General features: G+C 62.4%; 18 protein-coding genes. 4 read left to right on the forward strand and 14 right to left on the reverse strand.

Annotation, left to right across the window (positions count from 1 at the left end; all coding sequences use genetic code 11):
• Window positions 1–235: 235 nt before the first annotated feature.
• The 3 genes from F7R90_RS03635 to glpA are packed head-to-tail and all read right to left on the reverse strand — an operon-like array spanning window position 236 to window position 4,600.
• A complete protein-coding gene (locus F7R90_RS03635; RefSeq protein ID WP_158055918.1) occupies window positions 236–1,558 on the reverse strand; it encodes an anaerobic glycerol-3-phosphate dehydrogenase subunit C in 1,323 nt (440 codons plus the stop codon).
• Window positions 1,555–2,892 carry a glycerol-3-phosphate dehydrogenase subunit GlpB gene (gene glpB, locus F7R90_RS03640; protein WP_158055919.1) on the reverse strand — a complete coding sequence of 446 codons (1,338 nt, stop codon included), beginning with the start codon at window positions 2,890–2,892 and terminating at the stop codon, window positions 1,555–1,557. The genes F7R90_RS03635 and glpB overlap by 4 nt, the downstream gene beginning before the upstream one ends.
• Entirely contained in the window at window positions 2,882–4,600 is a 1,719-nt protein-coding gene (gene glpA / locus F7R90_RS03645; RefSeq protein ID WP_158055920.1) for an anaerobic glycerol-3-phosphate dehydrogenase subunit GlpA, read from the reverse strand. Before glpA ends, glpB begins: the two co-directional genes overlap by 11 nt.
• A gap of 216 nt (window positions 4,601–4,816) precedes the next feature.
• Between glpA and glpK the strand changes: the two genes are divergently transcribed.
• From glpK to F7R90_RS03660, 3 genes are read left to right on the forward strand one after another with little or no spacing between them, the layout of a single operon-like run.
• Window positions 4,817–6,364 carry a glycerol kinase GlpK gene (gene glpK / locus F7R90_RS03650; protein ID WP_158055921.1) on the forward strand — a complete coding sequence of 516 codons (1,548 nt, stop codon included), beginning with the start codon at window positions 4,817–4,819 and terminating at the stop codon, window positions 6,362–6,364.
• Window positions 6,364–7,467 (forward strand): hypothetical protein, encoded by a 1,104-nt coding sequence (locus F7R90_RS03655; protein ID WP_158055922.1) that lies wholly within the window; start codon window positions 6,364–6,366, stop codon window positions 7,465–7,467. The genes glpK and F7R90_RS03655 overlap by 1 nt, the downstream gene beginning before the upstream one ends.
• Before the next feature lie 51 nt (window positions 7,468–7,518).
• A complete protein-coding gene (locus F7R90_RS03660) occupies window positions 7,519–8,187 on the forward strand; it encodes an HAD-IIB family hydrolase (RefSeq protein WP_158055923.1) in 669 nt (222 codons plus the stop codon).
• Here the strand turns inward: F7R90_RS03660 and F7R90_RS22015 are convergent, their stop codons facing one another.
• From F7R90_RS22015 to F7R90_RS03675, 4 genes are all read right to left on the reverse strand, one after another.
• Window positions 8,188–8,358, reverse strand: coding sequence for a hypothetical protein (locus tag F7R90_RS22015; RefSeq protein WP_192498388.1), 171 nt, complete (start codon window positions 8,356–8,358; stop codon window positions 8,188–8,190). It abuts the gene before it with no gap.
• Window positions 8,355–8,657: a divalent-cation tolerance protein CutA gene (cutA, locus tag F7R90_RS03665; protein WP_158055924.1), complete on the reverse strand. Its 303-nt coding sequence runs from the start codon at window positions 8,655–8,657 to the stop codon at window positions 8,355–8,357. The genes F7R90_RS22015 and cutA overlap by 4 nt, the downstream gene beginning before the upstream one ends.
• 237 nt (window positions 8,658–8,894) lie before the next feature.
• The gene (locus tag F7R90_RS03670) at window positions 8,895–9,323 is read right to left on the reverse strand and encodes a hypothetical protein (protein ID WP_158055925.1); all 429 of its coding nucleotides are present in this window, start codon (window positions 9,321–9,323) and stop codon (window positions 8,895–8,897) included.
• Window positions 9,305–10,294, reverse strand: coding sequence for an NAD-dependent epimerase/dehydratase family protein (locus F7R90_RS03675; protein ID WP_158055926.1), 990 nt, complete (start codon window positions 10,292–10,294; stop codon window positions 9,305–9,307). The genes F7R90_RS03670 and F7R90_RS03675 overlap by 19 nt, the downstream gene beginning before the upstream one ends.
• 86 nt (window positions 10,295–10,380) lie before the next feature.
• Between F7R90_RS03675 and F7R90_RS03680 the strand changes: the two genes are divergently transcribed.
• Window positions 10,381–11,028 carry a helix-turn-helix domain-containing protein gene (locus tag F7R90_RS03680; protein ID WP_158055927.1) on the forward strand — a complete coding sequence of 216 codons (648 nt, stop codon included), beginning with the start codon at window positions 10,381–10,383 and terminating at the stop codon, window positions 11,026–11,028.
• A gap of 26 nt (window positions 11,029–11,054) precedes the next feature.
• Here F7R90_RS03680 and F7R90_RS03685 read toward each other — a convergent pair whose 3' ends face one another.
• From F7R90_RS03685 to F7R90_RS03710, 7 genes are all read right to left on the reverse strand, one after another.
• Window positions 11,055–12,026 carry a DUF368 domain-containing protein gene (locus F7R90_RS03685; RefSeq protein ID WP_158055928.1) on the reverse strand — a complete coding sequence of 324 codons (972 nt, stop codon included), beginning with the start codon at window positions 12,024–12,026 and terminating at the stop codon, window positions 11,055–11,057.
• Between the two features lie 507 nt (window positions 12,027–12,533).
• Window positions 12,534–15,671 carry an oligosaccharyl transferase, archaeosortase A system-associated gene (locus tag F7R90_RS03690; RefSeq protein ID WP_158055929.1) on the reverse strand — a complete coding sequence of 1,046 codons (3,138 nt, stop codon included), beginning with the start codon at window positions 15,669–15,671 and terminating at the stop codon, window positions 12,534–12,536.
• A gap of 151 nt (window positions 15,672–15,822) precedes the next feature.
• Window positions 15,823–17,289, reverse strand: coding sequence for an oligosaccharide flippase family protein (locus F7R90_RS03695; protein WP_158055930.1), 1,467 nt, complete (start codon window positions 17,287–17,289; stop codon window positions 15,823–15,825).
• A gap of 46 nt (window positions 17,290–17,335) precedes the next feature.
• Complete coding sequence (locus F7R90_RS03700) at window positions 17,336–18,895, reverse strand: alkaline phosphatase family protein (protein ID WP_158055931.1); 1,560 nt, start codon at window positions 18,893–18,895, stop codon at window positions 17,336–17,338.
• A 109-nt stretch (window positions 18,896–19,004) separates the two neighbouring features.
• Window positions 19,005–20,606 (reverse strand): alkaline phosphatase family protein, encoded by a 1,602-nt coding sequence (locus F7R90_RS03705; RefSeq protein WP_158055932.1) that lies wholly within the window; start codon window positions 20,604–20,606, stop codon window positions 19,005–19,007.
• A gap of 45 nt (window positions 20,607–20,651) precedes the next feature.
• On the reverse strand, window positions 20,652–20,978 hold the full coding sequence (locus F7R90_RS22490; protein ID WP_225741252.1) for a hypothetical protein: 327 nt from the start codon (window positions 20,976–20,978) through the stop codon (window positions 20,652–20,654).
• 67 nt (window positions 20,979–21,045) lie between these two features.
• Window positions 21,046–22,113 carry a sulfatase gene (locus F7R90_RS03710; protein ID WP_225741253.1) on the reverse strand — a complete coding sequence of 356 codons (1,068 nt, stop codon included), beginning with the start codon at window positions 22,111–22,113 and terminating at the stop codon, window positions 21,046–21,048.
• Between the last annotated feature and the right edge of the window lie 54 nt (window positions 22,114–22,167).

Below are 22,167 nucleotides of genomic sequence, written 5' to 3' on the forward strand. Positions count from 1 at the left end.
GCGTCTTGACGAACGGACGTGAGCCAAGGCTCGGAAGACGCGCTTTGTCTTCCGGCGAAGCCGCGAGCGTGTGGCTGTCGCGGTGCTGTGCGGTCTCATAGGTTTCGTGTGAGCAGGAAGCCTCGTTCGACAGAATCTCTACTGCTGTGTGGCTTGCGTAGAACGCTCCACTCGACAGAATTCTCGAACTCGGTTTCCTGCTGACGCCGCAGAAATCATCAAATTCGACGATACCCTACTCGACCAAAGCCGCTTCAAGCACCTCTAGGGGATGCCGGATTTCGTAGCCGGTGCCGTGTTCCATCTGCATGGCGCAGGTCGGACACTCCGTCATCCCGACCTCTCCCTCAGCTTCTTCCATGTGGTCGAACATCTCCGCGCCGATTTGCATGGAGGCGTCGTACTTCTCCTCTTTCCAGCCGTAGGTGCCGGAAATCCCCGAACACGAGGGGCCGACGTCCTCCGCAGTTGCCCCGTCAAGCGACTCGAACAACTCTACAGGCTGACCCGCCAGCCCTTGATTCCGAGCGTGGCAGGGCGCGTGGTACGCGAAGTTCCCTGCCTCAACCTCGCCCGCTTCCAGCGCGGCCTCCAAGTCTTCGTGCAGTCGCAGATACTCCAGTGCCTCGTAGGTGTGGGCCGCCACGCTGGCAGTCCCGTCGAAACTGAACAGTTCGGGGTACTCCTGCCGGAGACTCATCGAGCAGGAGGTACAGGAAGCAATCACGTCGTAGCCCTCTTCGATGAGTCCCGAGAAGTTCTCGACGTTGATGCCCGCCGCGCGCTTGGCGTCCTCCAACATTCCGTTGGCGAACATCGGCGTACCCGAACACCGCTGTTTCGGCACCACGACTTCGTAGCCGAACGACTCGAAGACCCGGACCATCGCCTTGCCGACCTTGGGAGTGTTGTAATTCGAGTAGCACCCGTGGAAGTAGGCGACGCGCTTGTCTTCTGACCGCACTTTTGGCCCTCCACGATCCGACCACCATTCCCGAAACGTCTCCTCCGCGAAGTCGGGGAACTCCCGCTCGGAGGTGATTCCCAAGACTTTCTCGTTGAACAGTTTCGTGACTCCCAACCCCATCACGAAGTTCGTCAGTCGCGGGACTTTGCTCCCCAGTTCGGCCATCGTGCGGTAGTTCGCCAAAATCCGGTTGCGAATGTACTCTTGAGACAGTTTCTCCATCTGTGACTCGACGTACTCCCCGCGGGCGGTGTTGTGCATCTGCGAGAGCGGCACGTCCGAGGGGCAAGCGTCGTCACAGCGCATGCAGTTCGAACAGGACATGACCGAGTCGTCGATGTCGTGGTCCTCTTTTCGCTTGAGTCGCCACTGTTCCGGCCCCTGAAATTTCGGTCCGGGGAACTCGTCGTCTACCTGCGCGACCGGGCAGTTCGTGTCGCAGGTAGAACACTTGTAGCAGTCGTCTGACCCCGGTCGGAGGTCCATCTCCTCGCTCTCGGGGAACACCTGTACCGGTTCGAACTCGTCGTTCTCGACGGCTTCTTCCTCTCGAACAGTATTCTCGTCGTTCGAATCCTCTATTTCACTCATTCGGATACCTCCCGTGCCGCGGCCAGTCCGGCGGCGCGTCCCGTCGCCAGCGAGACGCCAGCCCCGGATTTCGTCGCGGCGAAGTCGAAGCCCCCGAGGACCGCCCCGGCGGCGCGTAGGTTCGAAAAGTCGCTCTCTCCACCAGCGTCCAGCACTCGCATGTCGTCGTCGGTCTCCACCCCGAAACGGGCGAATGGATGTTCTCCGAAAGCCTCGGCGGCGAACCAGTCGTAGCGGTCGTCTGGATGAGGGACGTAGCAGTCGAAAATCGGCTCCCGAACTCCCGAACGATTCGAGTCGATGCCCTTCCCGACGAGACCACCCGTCGCCAACACGAACTGCTCGGCGTGGAACGGAATCGCCGCGCCGTTTCGCTCGACTCGTACGGCCGCGATTCGGTCACCGTCGTCGTCCGTGCCACCTGCAGTCTCGTAGCCGACGACCGGATTGCCAGTGGTCATCCGAACGCCAGCCTCCCGACAGGCCCCCAGTAGCTTGCCCTCCAAGCGCATCCCCGGCAGACTCGGCGGTCCCATCGGCACCTCGAAGACGGCCGCGCCGAGTTCCGATTCGAGCGACGCTCGGACTTCCGCCGGGTCGTGTTGGCCCAGAAGGGCGGGGAAGCCGACGCGCTCGGCACCGTCGAGGTGGGGCTTTACGACCTCCGCAAGTGCTTGGCGTGCGGGAAGCGACTCGGCGTATCCCGCGCTCCCGGTCTCTTCGCGCACCTCGACGCGCTCGTCCGAATCGAGCGCGTCCGCGAGTCTGGTCAGCTTCGCGTCTGCTCGGAAGTCGCCGGGGAACCGAACAGTCGCTCCGCGCACGTCGAACGGGACTCCGGACGATTCGAGATGCGAAGCCACCAGCGGCGCGTCGAAGTCTACGACCGTCTCGAAACCGACTAGTAGGGCTTCGCGGGTATCGCTCGTCAGTCCGGCCGCCGCGCTGGCGGGGTAGCGCGCGGTTGGCTTCACCTCCCCGCCGTGGGTCGCCAGCAAGGCGTTTCGGTCGGTGTGACTTCCCTGATAGGCGTCGCCGACTACCTCGTCGAACAACGCGAGTGCGTCTCGGACGCCCGATTCGCCGACCTTGCTGTAGGGATGTGACTCCGGAAGGTCCGAAATCGCCTCGAAGGGGTCCACTATCGGGGCAGTCGCTTCTGCGGCCGATTCGGGGCGATACCCCAGCACGTCCACCAGTCCGCTCGCGCTTCGGAGCGTCGAGTCCTTGTGCGAGAGCAGGCGGACCTGCGCGCCAGCACGGGCCGCCGAAAGTGCCGTGGTCAATCCCGCGAGGCCACCGCCGACGACCGTCACGTCGTCTTCAATCGCCACGCTCGCCCCTCTCGTCGGCTACGGGTTCCGGAATCTCTGTCTCGACACCGGAGTCGAACGCCGCGAAGTCAGTGTCCTCCCCCTTCAGAGGGCGGTCGCGGTTCATCGTCGTCGCGTGGAGCGCGTAGTTCAGCGCGGCCTGCGAGAGCTGTTCGCCCCAAAGGGCGTGACGCTCGCCCTTCCAGCGTTCTTCGAACAGTTCGTCCAGCGCGTCGTACGCTTGGGACTCGTCGTACTCGGGAAAGAGTTCGTTCGCCATCCGGTGACAGCAGAAGCCGCCCTGACAGTTGCCCATGGAGGCGCGCGTTCGAATGCGGACGGCGTTCAGGTCCGTCCCAGACTGGTCGATGGCGTCCCGAACTTCGGCGCGGGTCACGGCTTCGCAGTCACAGAGGACGGGATTCGGTTCGCCCGTCTTCAGCACGTCGTCGGCGCGACTGCCGAGTCGCTGGACGCTTCGGCGGCCGACTGGCGAGCGCAGACCGAATTCGTCCATGTAGTCCCGGAGGACGGAGAAGTCCTCGCTCCCCGGCAGTGGTTCGTCGGCAGTTTGGCACTCCGCTGATACGCCCAACTGCTCGCAGACGTGGTCGGAAATCTCCTCTGCCATCATTCGGTAGGTGGTGAACTTCCCCCCGACGATGCTGGTGAAGCTACTGAGGCCGTCGCGCTCCTCGTGGTCCAACAGGAAGTAGTCCCGCGTGATGTCCGTCGGGTCCGTCGTGCCGGTGCCCGGTGGTTCGTACAGCGGTCGCACGCCCCAGAAGGAGCGAACTGTCCGAGCCTCTTGCAGAATCGGGACCAACTTCGACAGTTGGTCTATCATCATATCCACTTCCCACTGTTCCTCAGGGTAGTCCTCAGGGTCCGAGACTTCCTCGTCAGTCGTGCCCAGAATCGCGGTCGTCTCGTGGGGCACCACGATGTCGGCGTCGCCTTTCGGCCGACAGTGGTTGATGACCGTATCGACCTGCCGACAGTTCATCACGACCATCACGCCCTTCGAGGGGCGAACTTCCACGTCAACGCCCGCCATCTCGCCGATTTGTCCGGCCCACGCGCCCGTCGCGTTGACGACGTACTCCGCAGTTATCTTCTCCGTCTCACCTGCACGTCCGTGTTCGTGCTTGCCCGGCCCGGAGTCGTGGCGGACTTCGAGACCACGGACTTCGTCGTCCGACTCGTCCAGAAGCACGTCAGTCACCTCGGTGTGCGTCTCGATGCGCGCGCCGTGTTCCTGCGCGCTGGCGGCGTTCGCCACGCACAGTCGGAACGGGTCGATAGCCCCGTCCGGCACCCGAATCGAGCGTTTCACGTCCTTGCTGAGATACGGTTCCTCCTCGCGGGCCTCTTCGGCAGTGAGTACGTCCGCGGGGATGCCACACTCTCGACAGCCCTTCAACTTCTCCTCGAAGTACTCGTCGTCGTCGCCCTCCAACTGGACGAACTGACCACCGGTCATCTCGACGCAGTGGCTGGCGATGTCCCGGAGGACCCGGTTCTCTTCGATGCACTCGCTCGCACTCGGTTGGTCGGAGACGGCGTATCGAGCGCCGCTGTGGAGCAAGCCGTGCATTCGGCCGGTCGTCCCGTTCGTCAGGTTTCCCTTCTCGACGAGGGTCACGTCCACCCCTCGCATGGCGAGGTCGCGGGCGATGCCACACCCTGTCGAACCACCCCCGACGACGAGGACTTCCGCGTCGGTCATTCGGTCGAGTATTGGACGGTGCAGACTTGAGTGTACCGCTGGCGTCAACAAATCGAGCGAAAACCGACAGAAACACTTCTCTTTCACTAATTATTTGTCATCAATTGTTTACAATGGCGAGAAGTTTTATGCTCGGTCACTCTATGTTTATTGGTAACATGATTGTCCGAGCGACGCGCTCGTCGGTGGCAATCGACCCTCAAAGAGGTAGACAAGATGTCAACAGGAACGCAGTACGTCGGTGCTATCGACCAAGGAACCACAGGGACCCGATTCATGGTCTTCGACCACGATGGCAGCGTCGTCGCCAATGCGTACGAAACCCACGAACAGATGTACCCCGAACCTGGCTGGGTCGAACACGACCCACTCGAAATTTGGGAGAACACCAAATCTGTCATCCAATCGTCACTCGCGGAAGCGGGCATCGGTGCGGACCAACTGGCCGCAATCGGCGTCACGAACCAGCGCGAGACGACTCTGTTCTGGGACGCCGAGACCGGGAAGCCGATTCACAATGCAATCGTCTGGCAGGACCGCCGGACGACCGACCGCGTCGAGCAACTCGAAGCAGACGGGAAGGTAGCCGATATCCGGAAGAAGACGGGTCTCGAAGCGGACGCCTACTTCTCGGCGACGAAAGCCGAATGGTTGCTGGAGAACGCAGAACCCATCAAGACTCAGCGCGCGCGTCCCGCAGACCTCAAAGAGCGCGCCGCAGACGGTGAAATCTTGTTCGGGACCATCGACTCGTGGGTCGTATTCAACCTGACGGGCAACCACGTAACCGACGTTACCAACGCTTCTCGGACGATGCTGTTCGACATCCACGAGATGGACTGGGACGACGAACTCCTCGCAGAGTTCAACGTGCCAGAAGGGTGTTTGCCGGAAGTTCGACCGTCGAGCGACGAGAACTACTACGGCACCACGGACGACGAAGGGTTCCTCGGCGCAGAGATACCAGTCGCTGGCGCGCTCGGCGACCAGCAGGCCGCGCTGTTCGGCCAAACTTGTTTCGACGCCGGAGACGCCAAGAACACCTACGGGACGGGGAGCTTCTTCTTGATGAACACCGGCAACGAGGCGGTCGATAGCGAGCACGGCCTGCTCACGACCGTTGGCTTCCAACGGTCCGGGGAATCGGTGCAGTACGCACTGGAAGGATCCATCTTCGTCACCGGCGCGGCAATCGAGTGGCTCGAAGACATGACGCTCATCGAGGACGCCTCCGAGACGGAGCAACTCGCCCGGAGCGTCGATTCGACGGATGGCGTCTACGTCGTCCCCGCGTTCACCGGTCTCGGGGCACCCCACTGGGACCAGCGCGCTCGCGGCACAATAGTCGGCATGACCAGAGGAACCCGGCGCGAACACGTCGTGCGTGCGACGCTCGAATCCATCGCCTACCAGACTCGCGACGTGGCCGAAGCGATGATTGCCGACAGTGGCATCGAAATCGAGAGCCTGAAAGTAGACGGCGGCGCGGTCAAGAACAACTTCCTCTGTCAACTGCAATCGGACATCATCGGTACGGAAATCGCCCGACCCGAGGTTGACGAGACGACTGCACTCGGCTCTGCCTACGCCGCTGGCCTCGCAGTCGGCTACTGGGACGACCCCGAAGAACTCCGAGAGAACTGGCGAGTCGATAGGGAGTTCGAACCGGAGATGGACGCTAGTGACGCCAACGCGATGTACAACCGCTGGGACGACGCAGTTGAACGGTCGCGTGACTGGGCAAGCGACGAGGACGACAGCTAATGGCGGTGGCAGACCTGTGGTCTGTCGAGATGCTCATCGCGGCGTTCGCGGGCGGCGCGTTCGGCGCGGCGCTCGGTGCGCTCCCAGCGTTCATCTTCACGGGATTCATGGTCATCGCCGGGGAGGCCGCCAACATCGTCGGCAAGACCATCGCCGGGACGACCAACGTCGGGTCGTCGAGCGAACTCGCCGCAGTCGGCATCACTGGCTCGATAGCGTTCGGCGCGCCATTCTCGCCCGCTATCAGCTTCGCCGGTGGAGCGGCCGCTGCCGCCTACGCTGGCAAGCGAGGCTACATGGAGTCAGGCTTCGACTACCACAACGCGAAAGATATCGGGTTCGCGCTCGGAACGAAGCCAGACGTACTCGCTGTCGGTGGCGCGTTCGGCATCCTCGGTTACTGGTTGACTGTCCTCTCCTCAACCTTCTCGATGCCGTACGACCCCATCGCCATGGCCGTCGTCCTTTCGGCGGTCGCCCATCGAGTCGTCTTCGGCTACTCCATTGTAGGTGACACCAGCACTGGCCTGTTGAACATGAAACCGTTCGAGAACGGCGAGCGCCGCATCATCAGTGAAGGGGCGACCACTAGCGGCGACCCAAGCAGTGAACCTGCGCCCGACGGTGGAACCGGCGAAGCACGGTTCGTGGTGGAACCGTGGCTTCCTCACCAGTACAAGTGGGCGAACGTAACGACGATTGGGCTCGTGGTCGGTATCCTCGCGGCGTACATCGCGCTCGTGACCGAGAGTGCGTTCCTCGCGTTCGGTATCAGCGCGGCGACACTTGTGTTCCTGAACTGTGGCGTCGAACAGATTCCGGTCACGCACCACATCTCGTTAGTCGGAAGCACGGCCGCTCTCGCGGTCACCTCCGGAGACCCGGCGACGGCGAGTATGACGGTGCCGCTACTCGTGGGGGGTGTCTTTGGCATCATCGCGGCACTCGCTGGCGAGGTCGTCCAGCGCGTCTTCTACTCGCACGCAGACACGCATCTCGACCCGCCTGCAGCAGCCATCGTAGTCGGGACGGCCCTCATCGCAGTGCTGGCTATCCTCGGCGTGTTCCCCGGTAGTTCGTGGGTCGCCACGTTCGGCATCTAAACCGGGGAATCGAACGACCGCTTTTTGTATCTTATCTCCCAAGCCAGTAGCATGGCTCCCCCACTCGTCCTCGACATCGATGGGACGTTGACGCGCCCAGACGACTCTATCGACCCCGTGTTCTTCGAGCTACTCCCCCAGTGGGAGGCACCAATCGTCGTCGCCACTGGCAAATCCTTCCCGTACCCGGTCGCGCTCTGCCACTTCATGACCATCGAGCAGAACGTCATCGCCGAGAACGGTGGTGTCGTCCTCGCACGAGACGAGATTGCGACGAACGGCGACGGCGATGCCGCTCGGCAGGTCGCCGAGGAGTACGTCGAAGCGGGCTACGACCTCGGGTGGGGCAAGTCGAACCTGACCAACCGCTGGCGCGAGACCGAAATCGCCATCGCGCGCGACCAACCACGCGAACCGCTCGAAGAAATCGCCGCCAAGTACGACCAAGAGGTCATCGACACGGGCTACGCCTACCACGTCAAATCCCCCGGCATGGAGAAAGGTGCGGGCCTCAAATCGGTCGCAAAGCTACTGGACCGCGACCCCTCGGAGTTCGTCGCCATCGGCGATTCGGTGAACGACGTTTCGACGTTCGAGGTCGCTGGCGAGTCCTACGCCGTGGCGAACGCCGACGAGAAGGCCAGAGCGGCGGCTGACGTGGTGCTAGACGAGTCGTACTCGGACGGCACGTTGTCGGTGTTGGCGGAACTGCGAGAGTAACTACTCGCGCTGATTCGAATTCTGGAGTCGCTTTTTCGCGCCGTGGACGATGGCTGCCGCGGCCACGAGTCCGACGCCTCCAACGAGTGCCCACGGTCCCCAGTCGGGGTTCTCCGTCTTGTTGTCCGCCGTCTCGCTATCGGGAGCAGTCGAATCGTCGGTGCGACTCATCGCACTTCTCCGTCGCGCCACTCGGCGAACGAGTCGAGCACGTCGGTCTCCTCGAATCGCTCTATGCAGGGCACGTCGTAAGGATGACTCTCCTCGACTCGGGTGACGAGGTCGTCGTAAGCTTCGTCGGTCGTCTTCGCCAGCAAGACGACCTCCTCGTCGTGGTGGACTTCACCGTCCCAGCGATAGACCGAAGTACAGGGGAATCGGTTGACGCAGGCTGCAAGTTGCTCTTCGACCAGCAGTTCTGCGAGGTCAGCCCCAGCGTCGGGTGGCGCGGTAATGTAGGCAGTCGGCATAGTCGAAGAAGTGGCCTCCAGAGAGATAAAGACGCACCGCTCCGTGGTCCGGTTCGGTGATACGTAGCTCGACGCGCTTTAGTTGGCACAACCCTCTCAGGGTAGTCGGACTGGCGGTTACGAGGTCATCGACACTACTGACTGACTCGCCAGCTATCTGTTCGCAACCGCGCGAAACGTCCAGGACGAGTTGGTCTCGGGTTGCTATTTGAAGGTTCGCCCATTTTCGGCTACGTATCACACTTCCGCCGCGTCCCGAACCACCCCGACTTCGTCTAACTTGCGATGCAACCAGACCCCGGTAACGACGCCGAGTGCGTCGGTCAGCGCAACCAGCACCGCGGTCGCTCGAAACGGCCACTGCCACGGTCCCGCTGGAATCGAGTGAACGTGGTCTGGGTTCGCCACGAGGAAGTGGAAGTAGAGACCGAAGAGGAAAGAGGCCGCCATTGACCCAGTGAGTAGCAGGATGCCCCACGAATCTCTGCCTAGTCCGAGCAGACCGAGCGCGAACAGTGGTAAACCGAGCGCCACCGCGTAGACGAACGCGGTCTGCCAAGTTGCCAGCCTCACCGGAATCTCGGCGTGCGGGACACCGTGGGAAACGTTTGCGACGGTGTGAAGTGCGACGGCCGCAGTTGCGAGTTTCAGGCCGCGGCTTTCCATTCGTTGCTCTCCGCCGGTTCGGTGAGTGTTCCCTCGGCGTTCCACTGTTCGACCACTGCCTCTACCCCCTCTCGATAGGTCGGATACTTCGGCTGCCAGTCGAAGTCACGTTTGAATTTCTCCGCGCTTGTCGGCGCGGGACTCGTGAGTAGTCGTACCGTGTGCTCGCCAGTGAGATACTTCGCCAGCCATCCCGGAACCCGGCGCGGTTCGGGCGCGCCCAATTTGTCGGCGAACTCGGAAAAGAGGTTGGCGACCGTGACTGGTTCGTCGTCCACGACGTGGTAGAGGCCGGTCGCATCACCCTCGGCGGCCGCGACGAACGCCCGTGCCGCGTCTTCGACGTGGAGGATGGAGAGTTCGGCGTCATTGCGTCCCAGCAATCCGGTTCCGACTATCGGCAGTTCTTTGGCGAGCAGTCCTTCACCGATGGTTTTCGTGTGGGCGGCGTCGGGAGCGTAGAACCAACCACAGCGCAGAACGACCGTCTCGAAGCCGTGTTCGTTGCCTGCTTCTTTTGCAATCTGCTCTGCGTCGAGTGCCGATTCGGTCGTTCGGTCGGGATGCGGCGTTGCGCTCTCGTCGAAAGTTTCACCGTCGGGTTGTCGCGCGACCCACGAGATGCTCTGCTGTAGGTATCGCTGTGCGCCGACTTCTGCAGCGGCGGCGGACAAGTTCTCGGCCCCCTCGCGACGCACTCGGTCGTTCAGCTTCCAGTCTTCGGCGGTCGGTTTTTCCTTGGTCGGGATAGCCGTCGCGGCGTGGACGACGACGTCTGCACCTTCGGCGGCCGAAACGAGCGATTCGCGGTCGAAGATATCTCCGCGGACTGGGTCACCGCCGCGTGCCTCGACTAGTTGGTCGCCCGATTCGTCTCGGGTCAGTCCGACCACGTCGTGGCCGCTGTCGGTGAACTTGGCCACGAGTCGGTGTCCTAAGACGCCCGTCGATCCGGCGATGAAGACGTTCATAGCTATGCTTTCGGCTGGCTAGTCGATAGCGATTCTGCCGGACTGACGCGGCGAATTTATAAGTAATCGCACTCGTATCGTCGGCCATGCAACACCTCCGGTTGACCTTCTACGCTGACGAGGTCGAACTCCACCCGGTTCACACGCTGTTCGTGGAACAGCCCTACGTCGAGTCGGCACGGATGGTCCACTGGAACGACGCCAACGAGACGGTCACCCACTCTTTCGAAGTCGTGGGCGACCGCGAGCAGTTCGAGTCGGACTTGGCCGACACGCCGGAAGTGTTGGAGTACGACCTCGCGACGATTGATGACGGTCGATTCTACACGTACATCCGTACCGAGACGACGGCAGTCCAACGGGCACTCTTCGACGCGTACGACCGCAACAGCATCGTCGTCACGTCCGACCTCGACCACACCGACGACGGCGGCGTTTCGTTCGGCGTCGCTGGACGCTCTGAGGAGTTACAGCGAGCTATCGACGCCGCCCCGGAAGGAATTCGCGTCGAAGTCGAGCGCGTCGGCGGCCGAGGCGTGAAGACGATGCCCGAGCAGGGGCTCTCGAAACGCCAGCGTGAGGCAGTCGAGGTGGCTGTGGCAGTTGGCTACTACGACGTTCCGAGAACTGCGAGTCACGAAGCCGTCGCCGAGGAGTTAGACTGTGCGCCGAGTACTGCCGCGGAACATCTCAGGAAAGCCGAATCGAAGTTGTTGCGCGCGCTGTTCGCGTAGTCGTTTCGTGATTGTGAGTTCTCCGCTCAGTCGTTCCGCGGCGCTGGCGTGGGTTCTGTGGAGTCCTCGACGTAGTCCAAGTCGTCGGTGTAGTGGTCCACCAGCAGAACTGCGGCCGCGCCAGCAAGTGCGGCGATGAGGACGACGGCGATGCGCGTGGAGGTCCATGCACCGTCGGCCCCGAGAACTCGAATTGCGGGGAGTCGTAGCGCGCCGACCATCAGCGCGACGAGGAAGGTGAGCGTAATCTGGTGGTAGTTCGACAGCGCCCACTCGACTACGCGGGAGAAGGTGAGGATACCGACCGCCGCACCGGCCATGAACGAGGCGATACTGACGAACGGGCCGACCAGACTCTCCCACGACGCACCCTGCGCGACGGCTCCCAGTTTGTCGATGAATCCGTGGAGGGTGTTCGAGAGGTAGATGTACTGACCGAAGAGCAACAGCAAGAACGACCCCGAGACGCCGGGGAGAATCATCGCGCTAATCGCGACGGCTCCGACGAGGAACAACACGAGCGGGGAGTGGGGAACGTTCGCGGAAGCGGGGACGCCTGCCATGAGGAACGCGACGACGAACCCGACGACTGCCGCGGCACGCTCGCCGTTCGTGTCCAGCGAGACTTCGCTCCAGAGGACGACTGCCGACGCGGCGATGAGTCCGAAGAAGAACGCGAACAGGATGGCCGGGTTGGTCTTCTCGACGCTACTCACCACGTCTGTCACGGCGACGACCGCGGTGAAGATACCCAGTCCGAGCGCGATAAGGAACGGTAGGTCCATCTCGCGGAGCATCGCCGCGATTCGACCGCGCGCGTCGGCGTCGTACGCCCGCGGCAGGTCCGCAACCACTGCCGGGTCGAAGGCGGCGATGGCTCCGATGAGTCGCTCGTAGATACCGGTTATCAGCGCGATAGTGCCGCCGGAGACGCCGGGCACGGCGTCTGCGGCACCCATGAAGATGCCCTTGAGGTAGATGGAGAGCCAGTCTCGCATTCGTTGTTTGATACAGTAAGGGAGCGGAAAAACTGTTCGGCTCAGGAGTTACGGATTCGGCGGGGTCGTTCACGGACGGCACGAGAGTCGAGTGAGTTCTGTGAGGACAGTTGTACTGTGATTTGTGACTACGGAGAAGTTCACTTCGAGAAGCTAGCTACTCCCGAAACCGAGAAGACCGCACTGCGACCGCTCCAGCCACACACCTCCCCAACCGACTCCCTCCGCTCCTTGCAGTCGCTCCGGTCATCCACCGGAAGACTGCGCTTCGCTTGTCTTCCGAGCCTTCAGTCGTCGTCCGAGAGAGCGTCGCTCTCTCGTGATCACGAAAGGGCTTTGCCCTTTCGAACGACTACGCTCCTGAAGACCTCGCACGGACAGTTACAGGCGGTCACGCGAGTCGCGTGACCGCCTGTAACGCGCGCGCCGTCTGTCGGTGAAAAATCGAGACGGTGGTCAAACTCAGCGAATCCGAAAGAAAACGAAAGTCAGCTACCTCAGTTCTGCTCAGTCGCGCGTGCCAATGGCGACGGCACCGACGAACGCGGCGACGAGACCGGCGCGTGCGGGCGTCGTCTCCTCACGGTCCGGAAGCGCGTCCTCGGGGCTCATTCGGGCCGAGGTGTTGTTGGACGCGCTCGAACCGTTAGTGTCCGAGGAGTTGTCACCCGGCGACGACTCGTTGACGGGCGAACTGGTGTTGTTGCCCGGTGCGCTCTCGTTCGCGGGCGGGGCCGTCGAGTTGTTCTGGTTCGGTTGGGTGAGTTCGTAGGAGTTTTCGGTCAACTCCACGGAGACGGCGCTTCCGTCCTCGCCGATGACCTTCCCTTCCGAGACCTGCGAGGTCGCGTTGTAGTAGGTGAACGTCCCGTTACCCTGCGACTCAGGGCTCGTGTAGAACTGGTACGGACCAGCCGATTTCACGCTGACGTTCGTGTAGCCCTGTTCGGTACCCCACTGCTCGTAGCCCGTCGTCGAGTAGGGCAGGGTCATGTTGAAGTTCCCGTTCGGACCAGTCTTGGCCTGCTGGCGGTAGACGAACGAGGTGTTCTTACCGACCGGCGACATCCGAACCTGTGCGGTGACGGTGGTGTTCGCCGGGCCAGTTCCTTGGACCGTTGCACCCGGAACGCGCTCGAAGGTCTTCACCCACGCGGGGTCGGTTCGAACGACGCTGTTCGGCCGCATGCCGGCCCGCTGGAGCAGTGCCATCTGGGTTCGCGTCGTCTGCGTCCACTGCGAGGCCTGCGAGGCGGAACTGTCGCTCTGCTTGACAAGTCGGTAGTGCTGGAGCGCGGGGATGCGCTCGCTCGGGAACGGACCGACGCCACCGATTTGGGCCGTGCCGTCCTCTCTGACGAACTGACGGGCAGCAGACATGTTGTCGAACGAGCGCATTATCGTCGCGTTCGGCCCGGACGGCGTCTTGACGAACTGGTCGGGGTTCGCACCGCCGATGCGGTCGTAGTCCACGACGACGTTCGGGTTCGGTTCCACGGCGCTCCCGTGGTAGAGGTAGAGCCGAACCATCTGGCTCTCGTAGTAGCGCTGACTCTTCAGTCGAGTCACCATGCGCGGCTGGTTGTTGTCGATACCCTGATACAGCGCGGTGTAGAAGTCGTACTGGTTGACTTCGTCGTTGAAGACGGTCGGAGCGCCGAACTTCGAAGATGGCTCGACCATCTTCCAGTCCACCATCACGTAGCGGGTGTCTTCCTGGTCCTCGCCGAGCGAGTCGATGACCTGATTGGCCTCCTGTTCGCTCGGTGCGAGCAGGTACTTCGCGGCCGTTCGCGCACCTTCCTGGAACGGGTTCGCGTTCGGAATCCGCTCGCCTTGGACGGTAATCCAGTGGCCGTAGTCCCACCACGACATCACGCCGTAGGCACCTTCGGGATACGAGTAGTCGTCGTTCTGTTGGTCGAACGTGCCGTAGTAGGCCATCTGCTCTGCGTTGTTCGCACCGCCGTAGTTGCCCTCGGCGGGCGTCTCGTTGGCCATCCAGTCGAGCGTGCCGTCCCAGTTAGTCACGGCACCGGGGCGGGCACCGTCGCCGGACGTGACGGCCGTACTCGTCTTGTCGATGGACGAGTAGCCCGTGGTGCCGACACTCGCCGGAACGACGAGGACTGGCATCACCAGCAAGACGACGAAGACGACTGCGATGACCTGGTAGCCTTCGACGTCTTTGTACGACGACCAGTTTCGAAGGTTCGCCAGCGAGATGACGCGACCGACGAGGTACGCGTTCATGACGGCGACCGGAACGACGAGATAGTAGTTGAAGCGAATCTGGGTGAACGCCGCGGCCGTGATGAACGCGGCCCAGACGAGGACGAGCATGTTCTCCGCTCGGTGGTCGTCCGTCCGGAACGTGGTCCAGACCATCCAGACCGCCGCGAGACCCGCGGCGAACAGCATCAGGCCGTACTCTTGGAGGATGACGTCGAACCAGCTAATGCCGTACTGCGGGTTGGCGCGCGAGAGGAACGGTTGGGCCTCGCCGATGGTTCGGGTCTTCGCACCCGTACTGAACCCGACGACGCGAACGAGGTTGTTCTGCACGAGGTTGAACAGGCTGTTGAACGCGACGTAGACGAAGCCAGTGAGTGCGAGGAGGATACCGCCGATTGCGGCGGGGTACCCCCACGTCGTGAGGTCGCGGTTGTCCCACTCTCGGGCGAGCCACGCCATGAACACACAGCCAGCGGCGACGCCGAACGCGAGGAGTGGCTGGAGAATCGAGAACTTCGTCGGACTCGGGTCGAGCGTACCGAGCGGGACCAACATCAGCAGGCCCGTGACGCCCATACTCACTGCGCCGACGAGTGCGAGGTGGTCGGGGCTGACCCCGCGCACGTAGTCCGCGGTGAGCTTCAGCAGGTAGAAGACGCCGAAGATACCGACGAGCAGGACGCCCGGCGGCCACGTCCAGAGGTAGAGCGCGGTGGCGATACCTGCCAAGACGGCGAAGCCGACCGGTTTCCGGAGCGAATCGAAGTCGCGGTCGGCGACCAGTTCGTACACCGGTTTCTCGCGCTCGGCGACGGTGAGCGCGACCATCATCGCGAGCACTGCGAGCGATTGGAAGAGTGGTTCGGCGATGTTGTGGTCGGCGAAGCCGACGAGTCCGCGCCGGAGGAACGTACCGGGGAGGAGCGCGAGGACGAGGACGCCGAAGAGGCCGCCGGGACGGCCGCCGAGTCGCTTCCCGATGAGGTAGGTCGGAATCGCGACCAGCGCGCCGAAGACGGCCGGAGCGACGAGCAGTGTCTTTGCGACCAACTGTTGGGAGGGGTCGCCCAAGCCGACGATTAGCGCGGCCGTGGCGACGAGTTGGTCGTACAGCGTGCCGAACTGGCCGACGCTGGTGCCGAACGGGAAGTACGTCCACGGGTCGTACGGCATCGTTTGAGGCCAGTTCTGGACTGTGTACTGTACTTGTCGGAGGTGATACCACGCGTCGTTACCGGAGAAGAACACCTCTCCGCCAGTGGTGAAGTTGTCGTAGGACTGGAGACGCACCCAGAGCATGAACGCGACGACTGCGCCAAGCACGGGGACGTGGTACCAGTCTTCGAACGCATCGAGGACCGATTCGGTAGTGTCGGTGGAGTCCTCGACTTGCTCGGTCTGCTGGCTCATTGAATTGAGAAACTGCCAAAACGCGCATAAGCCTTATGACTTGGACATATGTCTGTTGCTGTAACCGTTCGCCGGGTCTCAGTTCGTGATTCCAGCGGTCTCGGCACTTTCGAACGAAAACACCCGTCTGATTCACGCGAGCGACAGGAGGTCAGGAGAGCAACTGGTTCCGCAAGTCTTGCGCGATACCCCGAACGTCGAGACGAATCCGCTCGCTCAGGACTAATAGGACCGCGAAGTACGTGACACCGCCGACGCCCAACAGCACCGCGAGTCGGAGCGCGCCGTCGGCACCGCCGAGTTGCACTTTCAGCGAGAAGACGACGCCGACCATGACGAGCATCGCGACGACCTGTCTACCCACGTCGGCGACTGCGGCGAGCGAAACCGACTGGTCGAGCAAGTACAGTAGCGTCCCGACGCTCACGCAGAACGCCAGTACCGTCGCCCACGCGACGCCCCACGCGTCGTACTGCATCGTCAGGGGGACGGCAGTCAGTCCGTACGTGACGACCAACAGGAGACCGCTGACGGCGTACACTCGCGGCCGGTCTGTGCCGAGGAAGAACTTCTCTAAGCCCTCTCGGTAGCCGTTCATGAGGTTCGCCAGCGCGAGAACTGGGATGAGCGCGTTCGCCAGTCCGACGACGCCCAGAATCGGGAGCGTCGTCGTCCCCGCAGACGCCCCATAGAGCGTCAGCAAGAGGGCGTTGCCGACTATCGCGCCGCCGCCGAGGACTGGGATGGCGAACAGGCCAGCGTAGGTGAGGATGGCCGAGAGAATCTTCGTCGTCTCCTCGTCGTTGCCGTCTGCCGTGTTGGCCGAAATCTGGGGGAGTGCAACCTGTGCGAGCGCGGAGGAGAACAGCATCGACGCCTCGGTAATCGTGAAGACGTTCTTGTAGACGCCGGTCGCGGCGGGGCCGACGAACGAGTTGATGATGATGTAGTCGGCGTGCTTGAACGCCTGCGCTGAGACGCTCTGGACGTAGGCGTACTTCGAGTAGTCGAGGAACTCGCTGAACAATGCACGCGACGGCCGTGCGGGGACGACTCGCGCGAATCCGACGTACGAGATTAGGAAGGTGAGGAACTGTCCTGCGATGAGTCCCCAGATGAGACCGCGAACGCCGAATCCCCAGATCACGAGGGCGGCCTGAATCGGAACGATGAGCGCGTATCGAGAGTTCTCTATCGCGCCGACGAGCGCAACCTGCTGTTTGCCTTCGAGGAACGACCCCGAGAGGCGGAACAGTCCCCACGTGAGCACCGCCAGCGGGACGAGCATCGCGGCATCGACGTGTAAAATCGCGTTGACGTAGTCTCGAATCAGGAAGAAGACGACAGTCACCGCCGCGACCCCGCCGAAGAGGATGGCCGCGCCGCTGGCGAAGTGACGCGCTTCGTCGCTCCCCTCGCTGACGCGTTTGACGACCACGGGATACAGCCCGAAACTGGAGACGTTCGCCGCTATCATCTGGAACGAGAGGAACGTGCCGTAGACGCCGATACCGTCGAATCCCAGTTCTCGGGTGAAGAAGATGGTCCCGAGGAACGCCGCGAGCGTGCCCAGAATGTTCGTGGCGAAGCGTTTGGAGACTTCTGCGCCTATCTTCATGTCGTTCGTCTAGACGGTGTGTCGCCCCCGGTATTACGGTATCGACTTACTCTAAGTAGCCTAATCTCCGGAGTCGGTCTTTGACCTCGTCCGCTTTCTCGTCGTGGCCCGAGACACCGCCGCCCGTGACGGCGTCCGCGCCCACGAAGTCGTACGTGTCTGGGTCACGCTCGGTCGGGTCGGAACCATCCGCGAACATGTCCAGCACCTCTCCGGTCATCGACTCGGGCAGTCGATAGCCCAGCGCGTGTAGCACCGTCGGCGCGATGTCGGTGATGTGTGCACCTTCGACGGTGCCGTCCCGGAACGAGGGGCCGCGCGCGAGGAAGATACCTTCGCGGGCGTGACCACTAGTATCGACTTCGAACAGCGCTTCGTCCACGTCGAACCGCGAGGACGCGTGAACTTCCGGCGTCTCGATTATCATGGCGAGGTCGGGCGTGTGTGGTCCGCCACGGTCGAGGTGCTCGAAGCGAACCCATAATCCGAACGCTTCGGCGGTGCCGCCGAGTGCAGATTTCGCCTCCGCACAGATGTGCTCGATCTCGCTGGGGTCGTCGCTCAGCGCGTAGACCATCGTCGTCTTCTGTCCTACGTCGGCGATGGCACTCGTCTTCGCCCAGTCGATGCGGTTCATGTTCAGGGCGTTCTCGAGTCCGAGGTTGTTGCCAGTCGGGACGTCGGTCAGCGCGCTCTCTGGAATCAGCTTTCTGGCGAGCGTGAGCAGGCCGACCTTGCCCAGTAGGTCGCTGGCAGTGTCCCGGAGCGTCCCCATCGCGGCCTTCTTCGCGTCGCCGGACTCGGTGAGCGTGGCGAGACCGGCCTGTTCGAGGACGTAGTTCGGCGCGAACTTCGAGCGAACCTTCTCGAAACCGTGATCGCTCATCACGACGAGGTCCTCGTCCTCGTGAGCGTCCAGAAACTCGCCGAGGCGTTCGTCTACCCGCTCGTAGATTTCGAACAGCGGGTTGTCCAGCGAGGCAGGCGGCGTACTCTCGTCGCCCCAGAAGTGGTGTGCGACGCGGTCTGTCGCTCGAATCAGGCCGACCGCGAGGTCGGGTTCTTCTTTTTGAATGAAGTGTTCGAAGCCCTCGAATCGCTTGTCAACCAAGTCGAGGCTCAGGTCCACGTAGGCCCGCGAGTCCGTCGATTCGTCGTTGCGGAGTTTGTAGCCGTCTACGAGGTCGGTGAGTTCGTCCCACCGCTCTGGGGGATGAGCGTACTCGTCTTTGTACTCGGGGGCCGCCGCAATTATCGTCCCGTCGATGGCCTGCCACGGGTACGACCCGGGGATGTTGAACACGACCGAGCGACCGCCTTGGTCGTCCACGGCGTCCCACATCTTGCCGGGGACGAACTCGTCGTGACTCAGATCGTTCTCGCGGCTCTCGCGGTTGAAATGGGTGAACCCGTACATGTCGAGTTCCGTCGGGTCGCGCCCGGTAGCGAAGGCGGGCCACGCGGGGACTGTAATCTCGGGGACCGTGCTTTCGAGGTCGCCGTGGACGCTCTCGTCGAGCAGGCGCTCGAAGTTCGGGAGGCGTCCAGACTCCACCCACGGCTCGACGAGCGAGAACGTCGCGCCGTCGAGTCCCAAAACTATCATGGAACGTCGTAACGCGAGAGTCGAGCAAAAGCGGTGGGGAGCCGTTCAAGGCCCTAATACGTAAATTTAGCCAAGCAAAAGCTAGGACGCGATCGCCGAGATGTGTTGACTACTCTAAATAGCCGAGGTCCGACAATCGCTGTGCCACGTCGCCGTCCTCGGTCGATTCCTGCGTCGCCGGTTCGTAGTCGGGGTATGACTTCGGGTCCGGTGATTCCACCGCCGACAGCGCCTCGCCGTCCATCTCCTCGTCCGGTGCGACCCCCAGACTCGCCAGCACGGTCGGAGCCACGTCGAACAGATGCGCTCCTTCGAGGTCTGCGTCGGCGCTGATGCCCTCGCCCGTCGCCGCCACGACGCCTTCCAGTTTGTGGTTCCACGGTTCGGGGTCGCCGAACTGTTCGCCGACGAGTGCCGACAGCGAGTGCTGGAAGTCGGTCGGAATCGCCAGAATATCGACCGCTTCGTCGGCGTACGGACCGTGGATGTACTCTTCGCGCGGAACGACTGATTCGAAAACAGGTGTTCCTTCGGGCGTGGTCGCAGTCGTCAGCAAGGAGATTATCTCCTCGCGCGTGCTTTCGTACTCCGAGTGGGGAATCACGCCGTCGGGGTCGCGGCCTTCGACGTTCAGCCTGACGCCCAACTCCGAGGGCGAGCGCAGGTACGCCTTCGACGTTCGGAAGTCCACGGCGTCGCTCGCCGCGAAGACGGCGCTCACGGGGACGTGCTTGCCGACGAACTCCGCGAGGCCGAGGCGTTCGAGGACGGCCTTACCCCGCTGATAGGTCAGTCCGAAGTTGGCCGCCGTAGTTGCGAGGCGTTCGAGCAGTTCGGACGACTCGTCACCGTGGCCGTCGTCGGTCAACTGCTCGTCCTTGATTTGGAACCACGAAGGGACACCCTGTCCCTCGGTCGTCGTCTCGACCACACCTGCCTCGCGGAAGAACTGGTTGACTCGGAACTCGTGGCCGTCGTACTCGCCCATGCCGTGGTCGCTGGCGACGACGACGGTATCGGGGTCCTGTTCGTCCAGAATTTTGCCGACCTGCTCGTCTACGCGGCGGTAGACCTGCCGTACCTTCTCCAAGTCGCCAGGGAAGTCGTGGAACACCGCGTCGGTCTTCTGGAACTGCACGAAGCCGAAATCGGGGTCGAACTCCTCGGCGAGGTAGCGGAACGCCTCGCCACGCATCTCGGTGAGTTCGAGGTAGTCGTCGAACTTCTCGTCGCCAGCACGCTCGTCGGTTTCGCGGCGAGCGTAGACGCGATAGTCGCCGATGGCCTCGCGCACGTCGGCGAGAATTCCCTCGGGGCGACACTGCGGATTCTCGGAGGCGAGATATCCCGGCACGATTGCACCGTCGATTTCGGGTGGTGGACTCGTCACTGGGGCGTTCACGACGACGCTCGACAGGCCTGCTTCGTCCAGATACTCCCAGAGCGTTCGTCTGCGCACGTCGGTCGCGTTGACGATGTCCCAGTCGTAACCGTCGAAGCGTAGGAAGTCGAAGACGCCGTGCTTGCCGGGGTTCGTGCCAGTGTACAGCGACGGCCACGCGCTCGCTGTCCACGGCGGAATCTGCGATTCGAGTGGACCGGTCGCTCCCTCCTCGAAGATGGACTGGAGATGGGGAATCTCGTCGTCCTCGAAGAGCGGTCGGAGGACGGGGAGACAGGCGGCGTCGAGTCCGACCAACAGCGTTTGCATACTTCGTCTGTCCGGGACCGACGGCTTAAAACTGCTTTTCCGTCCTCACTCTAAGTAGCCGAGTTGACGCAGATTGCGCTCGACGGCGTCGCTGTACTCCGCGTCGTCGTCGTTTACTTGCTCGAATCCGGTCCCTAAGGTCGCGGTCAACTGCTCCCGGAGGTCGGAAACGACCTGCTCGGGTGGGTCCGAGACGAGTCGCTCGGACGGTAGTTCGTAGAGTCGCTCCTCGCCGTCCGAACGGAGTTCGAATCGGTACGCTTCCGTTCGAATCGATTTGCGTCCGACTTCGAACTCGTGAAGGATTTCCGAGGCAACTTCGTCTGCTGCGTCGCGGTACCCTTGCTCCGAGGGGGCATTGGCGGCGAACACTGCCTCACGATGAGACTCACCGAAAAGAGACTCACCTTCCGTCCGTGGAGTAGGCAAGTCACAGCAGTCACAGAGGGTCTCGAACAGGTCGATATGAGATGCGAGGCCTTCTCGACTCTCGCCCGCCGGGACTCCGGGGCCCTGTGAACACGAGTGGCACATGAGTGACTTCGTCGTAGAGGAAGTTGTTGTGGTACATCGCGTCGTGTTCGCCGAACAACTCCCCATGGTCAGACGTGAGGACGACGATAGTGTCTTCGAGGAGTCCTCGTCGTTCGAACCAATCGAGGAATGCACCCAGCCTGTCGTCGAGGTACCTCAGCGACGCGCCGTACCACGTTCGAAGTACCTCTAACTCCGCCTCAGAGAGCGTACTCTGGTCTTCGAAGTATCGCATCGCAATACTTTGTGAGTTGGCGCCGTCGGCGGCCGCGAACAGTTGCTGTTCGTCTACTTCGGGGTGGTCGAACGAGCAGGCAGACTCGACGAACTCTTCGAGTATCGGTACTTTCGGGCGCGTCAATTCGGGCGTCGATTCCTGCTTGTACGGACGTGGCGGGTCGTATGGCGCGTGGACCGTCGTCAGGTTCGCCATGGCGAAGAAAGGTTCAATCGGGTCGGCCAACCACTCTCGAAGTTTGTTGAACTTGATCTCGGTGTAGTAGTCGTTCCCGCTTCGGAAGAGTCGGAGGAAGTCGTCACGGATGAGCGGGTCGGTGAGGAGTTGCCAGACGTATTCGGCTGAGGGCCGTTCGGCTATCTCTTGGTACACCTCGTAGTACTCGTCGAATCCACGGGCGAGACCGGTTTCTGACCCCATCTTCGCGGGACCGGGGATACCGAAGGTCCGATAGCCGTGGTCGGCGAACCACTCGGCCAGTAACGGAACGGAGTCAGGCATTGTCGGCCACCCACCGTCGAACCCCGTTTCAGAGGGGTACCGGCCAGAGAACATCGCACCGTGGGCAGGGGGCGTCCACGGTCCGACGGAGAACGCATTCTCGAAGGCCGTCCCCTGCTCAGCAATGTGGTCCATCGCCGGTGTCTCCACCGAGAACTCTCGGTCGTCGCGGGCAATCGCGTCGGCACGGAGTGTGTCGAAAATGAGGAGAAGAACGTTCGGGCGGTCTGCCATGATAGTGGGTAGATACCCTCCTGTAGTCCCACTTCAAATTTAGCATTTCCGAAC

This window comes from Halorussus halophilus (assembly GCF_008831545.1).
Taxonomy (GTDB): Archaea; Halobacteriota; Halobacteria; order Halobacteriales; family Haladaptataceae; genus Halorussus; species Halorussus halophilus.